This window comes from Sulfurimonas sp. (assembly GCF_029027585.1).
Classification (GTDB): Bacteria; Campylobacterota; Campylobacteria; order Campylobacterales; family Sulfurimonadaceae; genus Sulfurimonas.
The window spans coordinates 1,687,287-1,703,425 of the sequence record NZ_CP093397.1 but is presented as its reverse complement, the minus strand read 5'-3'; the positions used below and the strand labels follow the sequence as shown (position 1 = coordinate 1,703,425).

The 16,139-nt window shown below is 32.4% G+C and carries 20 protein-coding genes; 6 read left to right on the top strand and 14 right to left on the bottom strand.

The window, feature by feature from the left end:
• The first annotated feature begins 64 nt into the window (after positions 1-64).
• The 3 genes from MOV50_RS08925 to MOV50_RS08915 are packed head-to-tail and all read left to right on the top strand — an operon-like array spanning position 65 to position 2,990.
• Positions 65-1,129 (top strand): TRAP transporter substrate-binding protein, encoded by a 1,065-nt coding sequence (locus MOV50_RS08925; RefSeq protein ID WP_321777560.1) that lies wholly within the window; start codon positions 65-67, stop codon positions 1,127-1,129.
• A gap of 8 nt (positions 1,130-1,137) precedes the next feature.
• Positions 1,138-1,644, top strand: coding sequence for a TRAP transporter small permease subunit (locus MOV50_RS08920; RefSeq protein WP_321777559.1), 507 nt, complete (start codon positions 1,138-1,140; stop codon positions 1,642-1,644).
• Entirely contained in the window at positions 1,641-2,990 is a 1,350-nt protein-coding gene (locus MOV50_RS08915) for a TRAP transporter large permease subunit (protein WP_321777558.1), read from the top strand. Before MOV50_RS08920 ends, MOV50_RS08915 begins: the two co-directional genes overlap by 4 nt.
• Before the next feature lie 36 nt (positions 2,991-3,026).
• On the opposite strand, the gene MOV50_RS08910 is transcribed toward MOV50_RS08915, so the two are convergent.
• Entirely contained in the window at positions 3,027-3,836 is an 810-nt protein-coding gene (locus tag MOV50_RS08910; protein WP_321777557.1) for a hypothetical protein, read from the bottom strand.
• Between the two features lie 78 nt (positions 3,837-3,914).
• Here MOV50_RS08910 and MOV50_RS08905 point away from each other — a divergent pair, with 78 nt between their 5' ends.
• Positions 3,915-4,295 (top strand): HIT family protein, encoded by a 381-nt coding sequence (locus tag MOV50_RS08905; protein WP_321779655.1) that lies wholly within the window; start codon positions 3,915-3,917, stop codon positions 4,293-4,295.
• An 88-nt stretch (positions 4,296-4,383) separates the two neighbouring features.
• Here the strand turns inward: MOV50_RS08905 and MOV50_RS08900 are convergent, their stop codons facing one another.
• The 8 genes from MOV50_RS08900 to MOV50_RS08865 form a co-directional block, all read right to left on the bottom strand.
• Positions 4,384-5,379 (bottom strand): beta-ketoacyl-ACP synthase III, encoded by a 996-nt coding sequence (locus tag MOV50_RS08900; protein WP_321777556.1) that lies wholly within the window; start codon positions 5,377-5,379, stop codon positions 4,384-4,386.
• Positions 5,379-6,377, bottom strand: coding sequence for a phosphate acyltransferase PlsX (gene plsX, locus MOV50_RS08895; RefSeq protein WP_321777555.1), 999 nt, complete (start codon positions 6,375-6,377; stop codon positions 5,379-5,381). Before plsX ends, MOV50_RS08900 begins: the two co-directional genes overlap by 1 nt.
• A gap of 3 nt (positions 6,378-6,380) precedes the next feature.
• A complete protein-coding gene (gene rpmF / locus MOV50_RS08890) occupies positions 6,381-6,530 on the bottom strand; it encodes a 50S ribosomal protein L32 (protein WP_294963024.1) in 150 nt (49 codons plus the stop codon).
• Positions 6,531-6,557: 27 nt separating this feature from the next.
• Complete coding sequence (locus tag MOV50_RS08885) at positions 6,558-6,908, bottom strand: hypothetical protein (protein ID WP_321777554.1); 351 nt, start codon at positions 6,906-6,908, stop codon at positions 6,558-6,560.
• A gap of 6 nt (positions 6,909-6,914) precedes the next feature.
• Positions 6,915-7,328, bottom strand: a complete 414-nt coding sequence (ndk, locus tag MOV50_RS08880; RefSeq protein ID WP_321777553.1) for a nucleoside-diphosphate kinase — start codon at positions 7,326-7,328, stop codon at positions 6,915-6,917.
• A 138-nt stretch (positions 7,329-7,466) separates the two neighbouring features.
• Positions 7,467-7,751 carry a 4Fe-4S dicluster domain-containing protein gene (locus tag MOV50_RS08875; RefSeq protein WP_321777552.1) on the bottom strand — a complete coding sequence of 95 codons (285 nt, stop codon included), beginning with the start codon at positions 7,749-7,751 and terminating at the stop codon, positions 7,467-7,469.
• Positions 7,752-7,855: 104 nt separating this feature from the next.
• The gene (metK, locus tag MOV50_RS08870) at positions 7,856-9,028 is read right to left on the bottom strand and encodes a methionine adenosyltransferase (RefSeq protein ID WP_321777551.1); all 1,173 of its coding nucleotides are present in this window, start codon (positions 9,026-9,028) and stop codon (positions 7,856-7,858) included.
• Between the two features lie 30 nt (positions 9,029-9,058).
• A complete protein-coding gene (locus tag MOV50_RS08865; protein WP_321777550.1) occupies positions 9,059-9,928 on the bottom strand; it encodes a DUF4105 domain-containing protein in 870 nt (289 codons plus the stop codon).
• Between the two features lie 271 nt (positions 9,929-10,199).
• Between MOV50_RS08865 and MOV50_RS08860 the strand changes: the two genes are divergently transcribed.
• On the top strand, positions 10,200-10,796 hold the full coding sequence (locus MOV50_RS08860; protein ID WP_321777549.1) for a peroxiredoxin: 597 nt from the start codon (positions 10,200-10,202) through the stop codon (positions 10,794-10,796).
• Between the two features lie 43 nt (positions 10,797-10,839).
• Here the strand turns inward: MOV50_RS08860 and MOV50_RS08855 are convergent, their stop codons facing one another.
• The 3 genes from MOV50_RS08855 to MOV50_RS08845 are packed head-to-tail and all read right to left on the bottom strand — an operon-like array spanning position 10,840 to position 12,730.
• Positions 10,840-11,178, bottom strand: a complete 339-nt coding sequence (locus tag MOV50_RS08855; RefSeq protein WP_321777548.1) for a type II toxin-antitoxin system PemK/MazF family toxin — start codon at positions 11,176-11,178, stop codon at positions 10,840-10,842.
• Positions 11,172-11,417, bottom strand: a complete 246-nt coding sequence (locus tag MOV50_RS08850; protein ID WP_321777547.1) for an AbrB/MazE/SpoVT family DNA-binding domain-containing protein — start codon at positions 11,415-11,417, stop codon at positions 11,172-11,174. The genes MOV50_RS08855 and MOV50_RS08850 overlap by 7 nt, the downstream gene beginning before the upstream one ends.
• Before the next feature lie 50 nt (positions 11,418-11,467).
• Positions 11,468-12,730 (bottom strand): ATP-dependent DNA helicase, encoded by a 1,263-nt coding sequence (locus tag MOV50_RS08845; RefSeq protein ID WP_321777546.1) that lies wholly within the window; start codon positions 12,728-12,730, stop codon positions 11,468-11,470.
• 25 nt (positions 12,731-12,755) lie between these two features.
• Between MOV50_RS08845 and MOV50_RS08840 the strand changes: the two genes are divergently transcribed.
• A complete protein-coding gene (locus tag MOV50_RS08840; RefSeq protein WP_321777545.1) occupies positions 12,756-14,000 on the top strand; it encodes a diguanylate cyclase in 1,245 nt (414 codons plus the stop codon).
• Here MOV50_RS08840 and MOV50_RS08835 read toward each other — a convergent pair.
• Both MOV50_RS08835 and MOV50_RS08830 read right to left on the bottom strand, forming a co-directional pair.
• Positions 13,997-15,082 (bottom strand): DUF2201 family putative metallopeptidase, encoded by a 1,086-nt coding sequence (locus MOV50_RS08835; RefSeq protein WP_321777544.1) that lies wholly within the window; start codon positions 15,080-15,082, stop codon positions 13,997-13,999. The two genes, MOV50_RS08840 and MOV50_RS08835, sit on opposite strands and share 4 nt — an antisense overlap.
• Entirely contained in the window at positions 15,079-16,104 is a 1,026-nt protein-coding gene (locus MOV50_RS08830; protein ID WP_321777543.1) for a virulence RhuM family protein, read from the bottom strand. The genes MOV50_RS08835 and MOV50_RS08830 overlap by 4 nt, the downstream gene beginning before the upstream one ends.
• Positions 16,105-16,139 lie beyond the last annotated feature (35 nt).

Sequence of the window (16,139 nt, the reverse complement as noted above, 5' to 3'; positions counted from 1 at the left end):
AAATGTCATACCTTTGTCATATAGCATCGATACAATGCTTCTAACTTAAAATAAGGAAAGTACGATGAAATTGACAAAACTTCTAGGAACACTAGGTTTAGTTTCTGTTTTAGCTGTATCAGCGATAGCTGGTGAGAAAAAAGTAAGATGGAAAATAGCAACAACATGGGGACCAACTGCGGTACCATTCTCAACTGCTGTAACAAATATGGCAGATATGGTAAACAAGATGAGTGGTGGTAACTTCACTATTCGTGTAGATGCTTCAAACAAACACAAATCTCCATTTGGTGTTTTAGATATGGTTAAACTTGGACAATATGATATGGCACACTCGGCTTCATACTATTGGAAAGGTAAAGACATAAATCTTCTTCCATTTACAAGTATGCCTTTTGGTATGACTGCAGCTGAACAAAACTCTTGGTTTTACTTTGCTGGTGGTATGGAACTAATGGAAAAAGCTTATAAAAAACATAATGTTTTATCTTTTCCAGGTGGTAACACAGGAAATCAAATGGGTGGTTGGTTTAGAAAAGAAATCAAAAGTGTTGAAGATTTAAAAGGTCTTAAGATGCGTATTCCAGGTTTTGCTGGAGAAGTTATGGCTGAGCTAGGTCTTACTGTTACAAATATCGCTCCAGGTGAGCTTTATACTTCTTTAGAGCGTGGAACTATCGATGCACTAGAATGGGTTGGACCTGGTATGGATATCAACATGGGATTTTACAAAATTGCTCCTTATTACTACACAGGATGGCATGAGCCAGCAACTGAGTTACAATTTTTAGTAAATACTAAAAAATTTAACAAACTTAGTGCTAAAAATAAAGAGATTTTAAGAGTTGCGATGAGATTGGCTGCGTATGATATGTACACAGAAAACTTTTATATGAGTGCTGAAGCTTGGGCAAAAATTGAGAAAGAATATCCAAATATCAAAATCAAAACTTTCCCAAAATCAGTTTTTAATGCTATGAAAGCAGCAAACAAAAAACTACTTGGGGAGAAAACTAAAAACAACCCTCTGTTAAAAGAGATTTTAGACTCTCAAAATGCTTACATGAAAAAAGCTAGAGTTTGGAGTGAAATGTCAGATTACACTTACTTAAAAGATAATTTAGAATAAGGCTTTAAATGTTAGTAAAATTAGAAAAAGCTTTTAACAAGTTTGCTGATTTTATAGGAAATATTACTTCAATTTTGATGTTGCTAATGATGTTGAATGTATTTTATGATGTAATCATGAGATACTTCTTCAACTCTGGCTCCATCGGAATGCAGGAAATGGAATGGCATCTGTTTTCTGTTGTAATTTTACTAGGAATTTCATACGCATTAAAAGAAGATGGACATGTTAGAGTTGATATTATATATGATAATCTAAGTCCACAAAAACAAGCAATCATAAATATAGTTGGAACATTTATATTTTTAATTCCATTTGCCCTACTTATAGGTTTTGGTTCATTGGAGTTTGTTTATGAAGCTTTTGCTTCAAATGAAATAAGTGGAGATCCAGGTGGACTACATTATAGATGGATAATGAAAGCATTTATCCCTTTTTCAATGCTACTACTTGTAATTACCTCTATTGGTTTTATAATTAAAAATATAAATGTTTATAAAGGAGAATCAGCATGATTGGAATAGTAATGTTTTTTACAGCACTTTTTATGCTCTTGTTTGGTTTTCCTGTTGCTTTTACTTTTGGTGCAGTTTCTGTCATCTTTGGTTTTACTGCTGGAATGTTTGAATCTTTCGCAGCAGATGAAGGTTTTATACAAGGTTTACAATACGGTGTAGATATGTTTGCTTTTATGCCTTATCGCATCTGGGCTATTATGAACAACACCATTTTAATGGCTATTCCTCTTTTTATTTTCATGGGAATTGTTTTACAAAAGAGTCAATTAGCTGAGAGACTCTTAGAATCAATGGGTTATCTTTTTGGTGAAGTTCGTGGCGGTTTAGCTATCAGTACTGTTTTAGTTGGCTCTTTACTTGCAGCATCTACTGGTGTTGTTGGGGCGAGTGTTGTTGCTATGGGAGTCATTTCACTTCCTGTTATGATGAAGTATAATTATGACAAAGGCTTAGCAACTGGAACTATCTGTGCATCTGGAACACTTGGTCAAATCATTCCACCTTCAATAGTTTTAATCATCTTAGGAGATGTTTTTCAAGTTCCTGTTGGTGACCTTTTTCAAGCTGCTATCTGGCCAGGCTTATTTTTGATTGGTGCTTACATTCTATATATAGTGATTTATTCATACATAAATAAAGAAGCGGCACCACCTATCGTTCTTGATGATAATGCTGGTTCAAAACCACAGCAAATCATTAAAGCACTAAAAGCGATTATTCCGCCTTTAGTTCTTATACTTCTTGTGTTAGGTTCTATCTTTATGGGCATCGCAACGCCTACTGAATCTGCTGCGGTTGGTGGCATCGGGGCAGTACTTCTTGCTCTTTTATATAAATCTTTCTCTTTTAAAATGGTTGATGAAGCTTCAAAAGAAACTGTTAAAATTACTGCTATGGTTTTTGGTATCTTGATTGGTGCTACTGCTTTTTCTATGGTCTTTACTTATACTGGTGGGGATATGATAGTTGAAGAGTTTATGATGTCACTACCAGGAGAGAAGTGGGGCTTTTTACTTCTGTCTATGTTTGCTATTATGATTTTAGGATTTTTTATTGATTTTATAGAGATTTCTTATATAATTGTACCGATTTTAGTACCGATTTCAGAAGCTATTGGCATAAACCCTGTTTGGTACGCGATTTTAATAGCGATGAATTTACAGACTTCATTTTTAACCCCACCTTTTGGTTTTAGTCTATTTTACTTAAAAGGAGTTGCCCCTCCTGAAATAAAAACAACAGACATCTATAAAGGGGTAGTTCCTTTTATCATCATTCAAGTAATCGTCCTAATAATGCTTACTTTTTATCCTGAAATCTTTGGAATATCTCAAATGCCGTAACCTCGATTAAAATCGAGGTTCCATCTTAAGAAATATTTAGTAGATGTAAGTTAAGTAAAGTATAACCCCAGATAAATCATTTTTAGCTTCAAAAACTTTATTTCCATCTTCAGCTTTTAAAAAAATCTTATTTGAGTTATAACCAACTCCAGTACCCACATGGTCCATAAATCTATATTCTAAATTAAAAGAACTACTAAGTAATGCGCCACTATAATTTTCATACTGCATAAAAAAATATTCTGTTTTATAGGTCACAAACAGTGTTTCATTTATGATAGTATATTCCCCTTTAAAACCAAAAACAGGCAGTGGAACTGTTGCACTTGCTCCTGATTCATATTTATCTGTATAAGCACCATCAACATTACCTTTGGCTCCTAGACCTAGATCTAAACTTGTTATATGAAATCCTGCTGTAAGCATAAGTTCAACTTTTTCATTATGAAAAAAAGAGTAACCATAAGATACTTTATATATATCCATATTAAAATGGCTATCTATAATAGCGCCTGCCGAGATAGTTTTTCCTTCCCATTGTATATCTTGAGATATTGTTTTATGTCCATCACTTCTTGTGCTAAAATATGAAAAATCTATACTATGTGTATCTGTAAAACGGTAGTATCCATCTAGGCGAAAAGCATGACTATCTGTTTGCATACCTAGTTGGTCTTTAGTATTTATTGTCGCACTAATAGGAAGGTTTTTAGGTTTAAGTTGCATCTCTGTTTCAAAATTTGTAACAAACATGGTTCCTAGGTTTATTTTCCATTTATCTTTAACCTCAGCAGACAGGGTCACTCCAACTAGAAGCAAAGAAAGTATTAAGATTTTTTTATACACAAATTGTCCTTAAATAATTTATAAAATACTACACTAATATTACTTATGATAGTATATACTCAATTTAAAGGGCTAAATATGCATCTACTCATATACGAAAACAATGAAATATATATAGAAAAACATGAAAGTGAAATACCTTGGCTGAAAATCTTCACAAAAGAGCCTTATAAAGAGTTAGGAGATGTTCCAAAAGAATTACGACTTAAACTCTGGGTAATTTATGATATATTAGAGCAAGAAATGAAAAACTATTATAAACCTGACAAAATAAATATGGCTTCTTTTTCAAATATGCTTCCTCGCGTTCATATTCATGTCATGGCAAGATTTAAAAAAGATTCTTACTTCCCAAATTCTATGTGGGGAGAAAAACTTAGAGATGCCAAACTAAACCTTCCAAATGAAGATGAATTTTTTAAACAAATTTTTAAAGTTTTAAATGAAAGATTATTTTAAAAAACAATGGATTGTATCTTAACTATGCTCAGTTGTATTTACAGCCTGAGCAAATTGATAAAGTAGATATAAGAGAATATATTTAGTTTTATTTTGGTGAAAAAGGAACTAAAGCTGAACCCCAAGTAAGTCCACCGCCAAAAGCGTCTAAAAGCATTAGATCACCTTTTTTAAGTTTACCTTGTTCATAAACATCATCCATTGCCATTGGAATTGAAGCACCAGAAGTATTACCATATTTTTCAACAGTTAAAACGACTTGTTCTTCTTTAAGTTTTAAAGCATCACCAACTGCTTTTATAATTCTATAGTTTGCTTGATGTGGAATAAAGTGCTTTATTGCTGAACTATCTATGGAGTTTTTCTCTAAGATATCTATGACATCTTTTGTTAAAGTTCTAACTGCAACTTTAAAAGTTTCATTACCTTTCATTTGCATAAAACAACCTGCTGCTTCTTGCTCTAGTGCATCATGGACTGAGCCAGTTCCACCATTTGGAGTCATAAGCAAATCAGCATAATTTCCATCTGATGCTGTATGCACATCTATAATTGCTTCTTGCTTTATTTGAGTTGCGCAAATCATTGCTGCACCTGCACCATCACCAAATAAAATACAAGTTCCTCTATCAGTATAATCCATAATTGCAGATATTTTCTCAGCACCTACAATAAGAATATTCTTTTTCATTCCTGATTCTATAAATGCTTTGGCAATAGAAATCAAATAAACAAATCCTGTACAAGCAGCAGAAATATCAAATGCTGTAATTTTTCCAAGACCAAGTTTTGTTGCGATAACAGTTGCAGTTGAAGGCATACAAAAATAATCAGGAGAGATAGTTGCACAGATAATCATATCTATTTCACTAGCATCTACACCACTTCTTTGTATAGCTTTTTTAGCAGCCTCAACACCCAAATCACTAGTATGTTCATCTTTTGCTGCGATACGACGCTCTTTGATACCTGTTCTTTTTGTTATCCATTCATCTGTTGTATCAACCATCTTTGAAAGTTCATCATTAGTTAATATTTTACTTGGAACATAAGAACCAATAGAGCGAAATGCAGCATAAGCCATTAAATATCCTTTTGATTGTACTCTTGAAGTTTTTCTAATATATGCTCATTTACACCTGTATCAACATAACCGATAGCTTGATAAATCGCATTTTCTATTGCTTTTGCATTACTCTTTCCATGACTAACAATAGCACAACCTTTTAGACCAATAAGCGGAGCACCACCAACTTCGGCATAATCTATCTCTTTTTTCAAAAGTCTAAAAACTTTTCTCATTAAAAGTGCACCTGTAATAGCAATAGGAGATTTTCTAATATAGTCTTTAATCAAACCACTAATAGTAGCAGCTACGCCTTCACTTGTTTTAAGAACTAAGTTTCCAATAAAACCATCGCAAGTTATAACATCACAAGTTCCATTGAAGATATCTCCACCTTCAACATTACCTACAAATCCTTTATAACCTTGAAGCATTTTAAAAGCAGTTTTTGTTACTTCATTTCCTTTTGAGTCTTCCTCGCCATTCGCTAAAAGACCAATTTTAGGATTTTGAATATTTAGTAAATCATGCGCATAGCATCCGCCCATAATAGCAAACTGAACAAGATGTTCAGGTTTTGAATCAACATTTGCTCCAACATCTAAAACAACTGAACGACGACCAGTTTTTGTTGGCATAAGAGTTACAAGTGCCGGACGAGAAACACCCTTAAGACGACCAAGTCTAAGAGTTGCCAATGTCATTGTGGCACCACTATGTCCAGCAGAAACTACACCATCAGCCATACCTGTTTTTACTAAATCAACAGCCTTATATATACTGCTTTGTTTTCTTTTAATTGCATCAGTTGCAGAGTCACTCATAGAAATTACATCATCCGCTTCAACTATAGAAATCTCAGATCTATAACATTTTGGTAACAGAGCTAAAATTTCTTCTTTATTTCCTACAAGTATAGGTTGAAATGATTTCTTTTTAAGTGCTTGGATACACCCTTTAACAATTGGCGAAGGACCGAAATCCCCGCCCATTGCGTCAATAGCAATTTTTACCATTGATTACTTATACTCACCCGTAGTTGGGTTGATATGGTGAGGTAGTTTATATGTTCCGTCTTTATCTTTAACTGGTTTAGCTAAAGTGATTTTATAGTGAGTTCTTCTTTTCGCTCCGCGAGAGTGTGAGACTCGTCTTTTAGGTACTGCCATAATCTATTTCCTTTATTTAATTTTTATTTATTTACAATCTTGGCAACTATGATAGTCGCTTTTGATTAGTTCTATTTCAGAATTTAAAAGTTCTTCTAGATCTACTTGTGAGTCAAAAGATTCAACAACATCTAACGCGATATTATCAGAATCATCATAAGCACCATCACAAAGATAAAACTTTATGTCTTCATTCAAAGACAATTTAAATTCATCTCCACACTGGCTACATTGAACACCAAGCGAACCATTTACCTTTGCATCTAGCAAAATCAATCTGTTCGCATGATACTCTAAATAACCTTTAAAAGTCATTTCATTAGATTTTATATCAAAATCCAATGGTGTTTTACCGACTTTTATTAACTTAATTTTCATCTTTATTTATGAAATTTCTCTCTCAGAGAAAAAGAATGCAATTTCGATAGCTGCATTTTCAACAGAGTCACTTCCGTGAACTGCATTAGCATCTATATTCTCAGCAAAGTCAGCACGGATAGTTCCAGCTTCAGCTTCTTTAGGGTTAGTAGCACCCATTAGATTACGGTTAATTTGCATAGCATTTTCACCTTCTAAAATTGTAACAACAACTGGTCCGCTAATCATAAAATCAACTAAGTCGTTGAAAAAAGGACGCTCTGCATGAACCGCATAAAATGCTTGTGCATCTTGGATTGAAAGTTGAATTTTTTTAGTAGATGCTATTCTAAGACCATTACTCTCAAAACGATCTAAAATTTTACCGATTACGCCTTTTGCAACTGCATCTGGCTTTATTATTGATAGTGTACGCTCCATCAAATCTCCTGTATATTATAAAATAAGTGTGGGATTATATCGAAAAAAAAGTCTGTTTTAGTTTAAATTGAAAGATTTGTAAAAGAAAAGTTAAGTATAAGGGGGAAATTACCGCCTTATACTTAAAAGTAAAAAGAATTAATCTACGATAGCTTCTTTATTTGAACGCTGCTCATCTGTAACATCTTCACGATGCTCTGGGCTTTCACCAATAGCATCCCAAGTAATACAGCCCTCAGTTGGACATGCAGTAGCACAAGCTGGTTCATCATGATGACCAACACATTCTACACATTTGTCACCATAAACATAATAAGTATCCTCATCATTCGGATTATCATCCTCATCAACGATTGCTTCTACTGGACATTCATCTATACATGCACCACAATTGATACAGGTATCATTAATTATTACTGCCATAAATTTCTCCTAAAATAAATTTGGGACAAGTTTATCACAAGACTTTTAAAGATAGCTAAAATATCTTTGCTAAATAAACAAATCTTATAAAAGTTACTTATTTCCTAGCCATTCTTAGAAAAGTATGCTTTTATATCATCAACTCTATCAGTATTTTCCCAAGTAAACTCTTTATCTTCTCTTCCAAAGTGACCATAAGAAGCAGTTTTTTTGTATATAGGGCGCAGTAAGTCTAAAGAATCTATGATACCTTTTGGAGATAGGTCAAAAAGTTCTCTTATACATTTTTCGATTTTTTCTTCTTTTTCTTTACTTGTCCCATGTGCATCTACCATTATAGAAACAGGTTGAACAACACCTATCGCATAAGCGATTTGTATAGTCACTTTCTCACATACATCACTTGCTACAAGATTTTTAGCTATCCATCTAGCTGCATAAGCCGCGCTTCTATCAACTTTAGTAGGGTCTTTTCCGCTAAAAGCACCTCCTCCATGAGGACAACTTCCACCATAAGTATCTACTATGATTTTTCTTCCTGTAAGCCCAGCATCTCCCTGTGGTCCACCAACAACAAATTTTCCAGTAGGATTTACATGTATAACTGTATTTTCATCCATCATCTCTTTAGGAATAACTGCTTTTATAACTTCATCAATTATATCTTGAGTGATTTGTTTATGAGAAACATCTGGTGAATGTTGTGCTGCTACTACAATAGTATCAATATAAACGGGCTTTTCATCTATATACTTAATACTTATTTGAGCTTTGCCATCTGGGCGAAGATATGGGATAATTCCCTCTTTTCTAACTTCTGCCAATCTTTGAGTTAAGCGATGTGCCAAATAAATAGGTAAAGGCATCAACACCTCTGTTTCACGACAGGCATATCCAAACATTAGTCCTTGATCACCCGCGCCAATGACACCATCTGCTTTATCAACACCTTGCATAATATCTGGTGATTGTTCACCTACTGTATTTAAAACTGCTGCTGAACGATAGTCAAAACCATAGTTTGCGTCTGTGTAACCAATCTCTTGAATAACCTTTCTTGCAATCTCTTGCATTGGGGCATAAGCCGTAGTCTTCAATTCGCCTGCGATTACACAAAAACCATTTGACACTAAAGTTTCACAAGCAACGCGTGCTAGCTCAGGTTTAGAATCATGCTCTATAATATAATCCAAAATTGCATCACTGATTTGATCTGCCATCTTATCAGGGTGCCCTTCTGTTACAGACTCTGAAGTAAATATATACTCTTTTGTCATCGATTTTTCCTTTTTTGTATTGTAGCTAAATTACTTTCTTATTTCATAAGAATAGTTAGGTTCTATGGACTTATAATCTACCAATGGGTTGATGTATGCTTTTTTTCTTAACTCTTTAAAACTAAGAGAATTCGTTATAAGTAAGTTGTTATTATATAAAAAGTTTGCAGTATATCCACTAAGTAAAATTTCCCAATTTAATCTCATATTTGAATAATTAACTAAAGAATTATCCCATATGCTTGTAGTGCAGTTTGTTATTAATGTATTATAAAATTCTGGTCTATTTTTTAATGAATTTATTTTTTTAATATAATTTAAAAAAACTTTTTGCTTGTCTTCAAGTTTTGCATCTATCTTGTACATATAAACTTGTTCTGGTGGATTTTTTCTTATGTTTGTTCTAAGTCCTATCAAATCTCGCTCATCAGCAACAACATAAATAAGCTCACTTTCTTTGAAAAAACCTCGTATTATAGAGAAGGACTCTCCTACTTTTTTTCGAGCTTCTATCGATATAGCTAAGTGCTTATTATCGCCAAAGGAAAAGCTTAAAAATGTATGCGCTATGTTTGGTCCCATCCAATAAGTTGTTATAAAATCTATGCCACGAAGTTTATTGATATCAAATATTTCATTATAGTAAGAGATTTCATATCTATTTTCTGTAATGTACTTAAAATTACGAATATTATGAACTGTTATAAGATTATTATCCTGAGTTGCATACGATAAAACTGCTACATCTTTTTGCCAATTTTTATCATTTGATGGCTGAATATTTTCATACCAAAGAAACCATGCACTAAACAAAATGATATAAACTACCCATGCGACAAAACGAAAGCGTTTTAACTTTAAAGAAATGATTGCAAATATTGAAGATAGTAAAAAAAACAATATATATATCGTAGAAAAAACAAGACTATCTACTCTATAATATAAAGATAAAATAACAAATATTGTTAAAAGAACTATACATAATGAGAGAAGAATATAAATTATTTTTTTGATAATCACTTATACCTCTATATATTTTTATAAAATTATAACTAAAACTAAAAGATAAAAATTATCCTTAAATAATTTCACTACTTTGCTTTAGCTAACAACTATTAATTATTTTTAGTTAAAATTCCGCCATAAATTAAAATACAAAGGACATATAAATATGTTAGTAACAAACAAAGCTCCAGATTTTACAGCAACAGCAGTTTTAGGTGACGGTTCAATCGTTGAAGATTTTAAACTTAGTGAAAATATGGGGAAAAAAGGTACTGTTATCTTTTTTTATCCACTAGATTTTACTTTCGTATGTCCATCTGAACTTATCGCTTTTGACCATAGACTCAAAGACTTTAACGAGCGTGGCGTAAATGTTATAGGTGTTTCTGTTGACAGTCAATTTTCTCACTTCGCATGGAGAGAAACTCCTGTAAATAATGGTGGTATCGGTAGAGTTGGGTACCCACTAGTAGCTGACCTTACAAAACAAATATCTAAAGATTATGATGTACTTTTTGGCGGGGCAGTAGCACTTCGTGGTTCATTTCTTATAGATGCACAAGGTGTAGTTCGTCACGCAGTTATCAATGACCTTCCACTTGGAAGAAATATCGATGAGATGCTTAGAATGGTAGATACTATGCAGTTTACTGATGAGTTTGGTGAAGTTTGTCCTGCTGGTTGGCAAAAAGGTGATGAAGGTATGAAAGCAACAACTGAAGGTGTAGCTGAGTATCTTGGTAAAAACGAAGACAAACTATAGTCTTTATTCACTTATTCAAATAACGCACTCTGTGCGTTGTCTGTTAGTCAAAAATAACACTCTCAACAATTCCTAAAACTTTAGCCATAACCTCATCGTTAACTTTTTCAACAAACTTAACTTTTCTAGCTGTATAATCTATTGACTTTATCTGCTCAGTCATTATAAAACCAGTTAATTTATCGCTATCTACATTTACATGAAAGGGAAAGTTTCTCTCAGTGTTTGTTATTGGACAAGCTATTGCTAAGCCTACATGCCTGTTAAAAACTTCATTTGAAATTATAAGTGCTGGTCTTCTGCCTTGTTGTTCATGTCCGGCTGATGGGTCAAATGTGAGTATGACTAAATCACCTTTTTGAGGAATGTACTGATTTACCATTCTTCTAGTCCAACTGATAAAGTCATCTCTTCTTTTGCTTTATAATCTTTTGGGATTTTTAAAACAAGTTCATTTATATCATATTTGATTTTTTCTTTTAAAACAGGTTCTATAATAGCTTTATTATTTTCAACAAATATATTTACCTTATCACCGATTGATAAGTGCAAATCTTTCATAATATTTTTTGGAAATCTAAGCCCTTGTGAATTTCCCCACTTTGATATAGTTGCAGTCATAACAAACTCCTAATGTATATCCAAAGTATATCATAAAAAATCAGACTACCCTATTGTGTAGTTTTCACAAACCCCAAAGCTTTACTATTTACAAAGACTATTTTGTGCCACTGACAAGTGGGTGCGATAAGATTTAACCTTTTAGGATTACAAGTTCTTGAGATTGCTACATAAAACTGAGATGGTGCAAATATTTCATTTGTCTCAATAATCAAATCTTCTATAGACATGCCTTGTGATTTATGAATAGTAATAGCAAAAGCGAGCTTGATTGGAAACTGATATACACTTAGTTGGGCAACTTCAAGCATCTCTTTTTGCCCATCCACACTTTTTTCACTCCACTTAGACTTACTTTGAGCAACTACTTCAAGCTTTACAACTTTAGTATCACTTTTGCGAACATGTACAAAATTTGGTTCTACATTTACTATTATTCCTCTCTCTCCGTTAAAATAGTTCCAAGAGTTTCTTGTAAAGAGAACAGGTGCTCCTATTTTCAACTCTAACTCTTTATCTATTCGCGAGTCACTCATAAACCTATCTACTTCTACATCTTTAACACTTTTAGTATGTTTTATAACCTGCGCAACTTTCACAAAAAGTTCATCATCTATATATGCAAGTTGCTTTTTATTATGTCTTGATGCTGAGATATTTTTACCAAAAAGAAAAGTGAACTCACCTAAATCCTCAGGCAAAGGTTTTATAAATTCATTTAGTTGATTGTGAATATCCTCATCAACGAAACCATCTCGAATACTTCCTAGGAGTTCTATAAATTTTTTATCATCAGTTCTGTATATATGTGTAAGCTCAATTTTTTTAAACTCAAACTCATTCCAAGATTCTGACTCAAAAGCAAACTTTACCTCACCACCTCCACGAACAACGGGAGGAAGTTGTAAAAAATCACCAACTACTAAAACACAGCCCTTAAAGTCGGCTTGATTTAAGCGAAGTTTTATCATTTGCATCAAAGTATCACTAACCATAGAAATCTCATCTATAACTATAAGACTCATACTAGAGATGAGTTTTTTTATCTTCTTCTTTATCAAAAATTTGCCAGATTTTTCTAACTCCTCAATACTAGATGCTATACCCAAATCTAAAAAACTATGAAGAGTTTGTCCGTTTATAAGCGTTGCTGCCATTCCCGTAGATGCTAGTTTTGCGACTTTTTTAGCCTCATTTTCAAAATGCTCTATAACTTCTCTAGTTATTGTAGTCTTACCAACACCAGCTCCCCCAGTTAAAAATATGTTTTGTTTTTTATCTAAATCTTGTAAAATATCTTCTAAATAATTCATAAAAAAATTATACTATAATACATCCATGAAAAGAATACTAATCGTCCAAGACAACCAAACACTTGCCAAACTTATTGCTAGAAAAATCTCTATTTCCTTAAAGTATGAAGTGGACATAGCTTACAAACTCTCAGAAGCAAAACTTTTTTTAAAAAAATACAAATACTTTTTAACTATACTTGATATAAATCTTCCAGACACTCAAGAAGCTCAAGTCGTAGATTATGTTTTAAAAACAGGACACAAAGTCATTGTACTTAGTGCAAATATCGACAAAGAGTTTCGAAAAAAGATTCTTAAAAAAAATATCATTGACTACATAAATAAAAGTGGCGTTAACGATATAAACTATGTCATACAAACCATACAACGCTTAGAAAAAAATCAAGAACACACGATTTTAGTAGTTGAAGACTCTATGATATTTCGCAAAATTTTAAAAGAAACACTAGAAAATCTTTTTTTTAAAGTAATAGCTGTAAATCATGGAGAAGAAGCACTTGGCATGCTAAATGAAAACCCAGATATATCTTTAGTGCTTACTGATTATAATATGCCCGTTATGAATGGACTTGAGCTAACTAAAGAGATACGAAAAAAATACAAAAAATCAGAACTTTGTGTCATGGTATTATCTTCAAGTGATGATGAAGAAACAAATGCAATATTTTTAAAACAAGGGGCAAACGACTATATTAAAAAGCCTTATTCTAAAGAAGAATTTTTCTGTCGTATTCATAACTCTATTGAAGCCTTAGAAAATATTCAATTTATAACCAACTATGCAAATAGAGATGTTCTCACAGGTCTTTACAATCATCGTTATTTTTATAAACACATGAAAGAGTATTCCCAAGACGCTAAAGTGAGTGGTGAACAGTTTGCTGTTGGAATTGTAAATATTGATAACTTTAAAGAGATAGAGAAAAAATTTGGTCAAGATATTAGTGATGAAGCCATCATTAATTTATCTGAAATTCTAAGAACTAAAACTAATTACAGAGATTTTGTAGCTAGATTTGAAGGCGAAGAATTTTGCATAATTTTAAAAAATATAAATAGATATAGTGCTACTGATATTTTTGAAAGATTACGCCAAGAAGTCGAAAAGTCTGGTTTTACTACTAAAAATAATGACTATATAAAATGTACAGTTTCCATAGGTGTTTCACTACATACTGAAGATAATCTTGAAGAAACAATATCTCAAGCTGATATGATGTTGCTTCAAGCTCAACAAAATGGAAAAAATCAAGTAGTTTTTGACTAATCTTTTAAAACTATAACTTCTCCAAATGGAACTTCTTTTTCATTTGGACTTATCCACTTTACCATGTAAGATGGTTCTTTTTTTGGAAAAGTTCCTTCTAAATCACTAAAGTAAAGAAGTAGCTGTGTATCTTGCAAGTTTTCTTGAACAAACTCAAACACAGGTCTAAAGTCTGTTGCTCCACCACCTTGTATATCTACTTCAAGTCTATCTCCACTATAAAAAATATTATGTGAATTTATCTTATCATCACATACAAGTAAGTTGATTTCATAAGATGGAATTGTATTCATCAAAAAATTTAGCTCATTTAAAAATTCACTTAAAAGAGTTTCATCAACTGAGCCTGAACTATCAACTGCTATAACAAGTTTGAACCTTTGACTTATATTTGAAGGTAGATAAAATCCTAAATGAAGAAACTTCTTATTTGGTGGCATCTGAGCATAGTCATCTTTATAAAATCTATCTATCGCAACTCTTAACTCATCTCTCCAATCAACCTTAGACTTCAGACCTAGTTTAAAAAATCTATGGAGTCCAGATGCTAAAGCCTCTTTTGCTTCTTCAGCATCTAAAGTAGATTTTACAAACTCATCAAAAAGTTGTTCCTCTTGAGAATTCTCGGCATCTTGATTTTGCACATCATCTTGTGTCTCTGCTTCATACTCCAACTCATCACGAAGAATATCGGCTTTTAACTCTTCATATATCTCTTCTGCATATAATCCACTAAATCTTTTTGAGTAGTGTGCTAGGTCTGGACGATGAAGTCCGTTTTCAACAAGCATATCATTTATTGCGTAGTCAGTGGAGAGTTGCCAAAGCCAACCACTTCTGTTGTTTTTACGATGCTCGTGAGCCAAAGACGCGTGCATCGCACCATTTGCAAAAACAAATTCCATCTCATTTATTGTTAATGACTCTAAATAATCACTATTATATTCAAGAAAAATACCATCACTTTTAAAAGCTTGAATATCATCATTTGAAATAAGCTTTAAGCGTGAAGCAATAGTTCCAAAAAATGGGTACTCAACTAAAAGTTTAGCTTTTGCTTGAGAGATTTTCTTTTGTATCACCGTACATCTTTGTCTAACTCTTGAAGTAACATATCAAAATCACTTTTGTATGATTTATCTTGAATAACTTTATATTTTTCAAATTCACTAATGGCAAATTCTTTTGCAATTACAGCTGTAACTTTTCCAGCATTTTGTAAAATATCTCGTTCATTAAATTGTAAAAAAGCATTTAATTTTTGACTCCAATCTTTCATGGTCATTGGTATATTTCTCTCAGCTTGGTCTTCTGCATAATCAAGATACATTGTTACGATTCTATTTAATGATTTTAATTCTTTTTCATATAGATAATTTTTAGCAACAATGACATCAGTTTTTCTTATTCTTCCTGTTGGTGCATTTTTCCAAGTGCTTAATCCCATATTGTTTTTTTCATGATTAGCTCTTGAATATATTATTTCAGATGCAGTTTGAGTTGCTATAGCCCAATGTAGTTTATTTTGAACTGTGGCAAAGAAGTTGTTTGTGTATTGTGAGTTTTTATCATAATCGATACTACATTCACTATAAATATCTGTTATTTGTTGATAAAATCTTCTTTCACTAGAACGGATATCTTTTATTCGTTCTAATTGCTCTTTAAAATAATCTTTTCCAAATTGTTGTTGGGGATTTTTAAGTCTTTCATCATCCATTGTGAAACCTTTGATGATGTACTCTTGTAACCTTTTAGTTGCCCACTGTCTAAATCTTATGCCTTGGATAGATTTTACTCTATACCCAACAGATATAATAGTATCAAGATTATAATAATTTGTTTGTTTTTTCTGAAATTCGGAATTTCCGAATTTTTGCATAACTTGCGATTCTATAAGCTCTTCATCTTTAAAAATATTTTTAATATGTTCATTGATAGTTGATTTTGCTTTACCAAACAACTGTGCCATTTGCTCTTGAGTAAGCCAAATGTTTTCATCATGTAAAAGTACATCTACTTTAACATCTTGATTGTCTGATTTGTAGATTAAAAATTCTGCTGTTGAGTTTCTTATTCTTAGGTTTATATTTGATTTGTTCATATTTTGTGCCTGATAATTTTATATTCTATTTTATC

What these genes read in the sequence shown, in the direction of transcription:
- MOV50_RS08925 (WP_321777560.1), top strand. Translation starts at nt 65, where the DNA reads ATGAAATTGACAAAACTTCTAGGAACACTAGGTTTAGTTTCTGTTTTA.
- MOV50_RS08920 (WP_321777559.1), top strand. Translation starts at nt 1,138, where the DNA reads ATGTTAGTAAAATTAGAAAAAGCTTTTAACAAGTTTGCTGATTTTATA.
- MOV50_RS08915 (WP_321777558.1), top strand. Translation starts at nt 1,641, where the DNA reads ATGATTGGAATAGTAATGTTTTTTACAGCACTTTTTATGCTCTTGTTT.
- MOV50_RS08905 (WP_321779655.1), top strand. Translation starts at nt 3,915, where the DNA reads ATGCATCTACTCATATACGAAAACAATGAAATATATATAGAAAAACAT.
- MOV50_RS08900 (WP_321777556.1), bottom strand. Translation starts at nt 5,379, where the DNA reads ATGGCTTATGCTGCATTTCGCTCTATTGGTTCTTATGTTCCAAGTAAA.
- plsX (WP_321777555.1), bottom strand. Translation starts at nt 6,377, where the DNA reads ATGGTAAAAATTGCTATTGACGCAATGGGCGGGGATTTCGGTCCTTCG.
- rpmF (WP_294963024.1), bottom strand. Translation starts at nt 6,530, where the DNA reads ATGGCAGTACCTAAAAGACGAGTCTCACACTCTCGCGGAGCGAAAAGA.
- MOV50_RS08885 (WP_321777554.1), bottom strand. Translation starts at nt 6,908, where the DNA reads ATGAAAATTAAGTTAATAAAAGTCGGTAAAACACCATTGGATTTTGAT.
- ndk (WP_321777553.1), bottom strand. Translation starts at nt 7,328, where the DNA reads ATGGAGCGTACACTATCAATAATAAAGCCAGATGCAGTTGCAAAAGGC.
- MOV50_RS08875 (WP_321777552.1), bottom strand. Translation starts at nt 7,751, where the DNA reads ATGGCAGTAATAATTAATGATACCTGTATCAATTGTGGTGCATGTATA.
- metK (WP_321777551.1), bottom strand. Translation starts at nt 9,028, where the DNA reads ATGACAAAAGAGTATATATTTACTTCAGAGTCTGTAACAGAAGGGCAC.
- MOV50_RS08860 (WP_321777549.1), top strand. Translation starts at nt 10,200, where the DNA reads ATGTTAGTAACAAACAAAGCTCCAGATTTTACAGCAACAGCAGTTTTA.
- MOV50_RS08855 (WP_321777548.1), bottom strand. Translation starts at nt 11,178, where the DNA reads ATGGTAAATCAGTACATTCCTCAAAAAGGTGATTTAGTCATACTCACA.
- MOV50_RS08850 (WP_321777547.1), bottom strand. Translation starts at nt 11,417, where the DNA reads ATGACTGCAACTATATCAAAGTGGGGAAATTCACAAGGGCTTAGATTT.
- MOV50_RS08845 (WP_321777546.1), bottom strand. Translation starts at nt 12,730, where the DNA reads ATGAATTATTTAGAAGATATTTTACAAGATTTAGATAAAAAACAAAAC.
- MOV50_RS08840 (WP_321777545.1), top strand. Translation starts at nt 12,756, where the DNA reads ATGAAAAGAATACTAATCGTCCAAGACAACCAAACACTTGCCAAACTT.
- MOV50_RS08830 (WP_321777543.1), bottom strand. Translation starts at nt 16,104, where the DNA reads ATGAACAAATCAAATATAAACCTAAGAATAAGAAACTCAACAGCAGAA.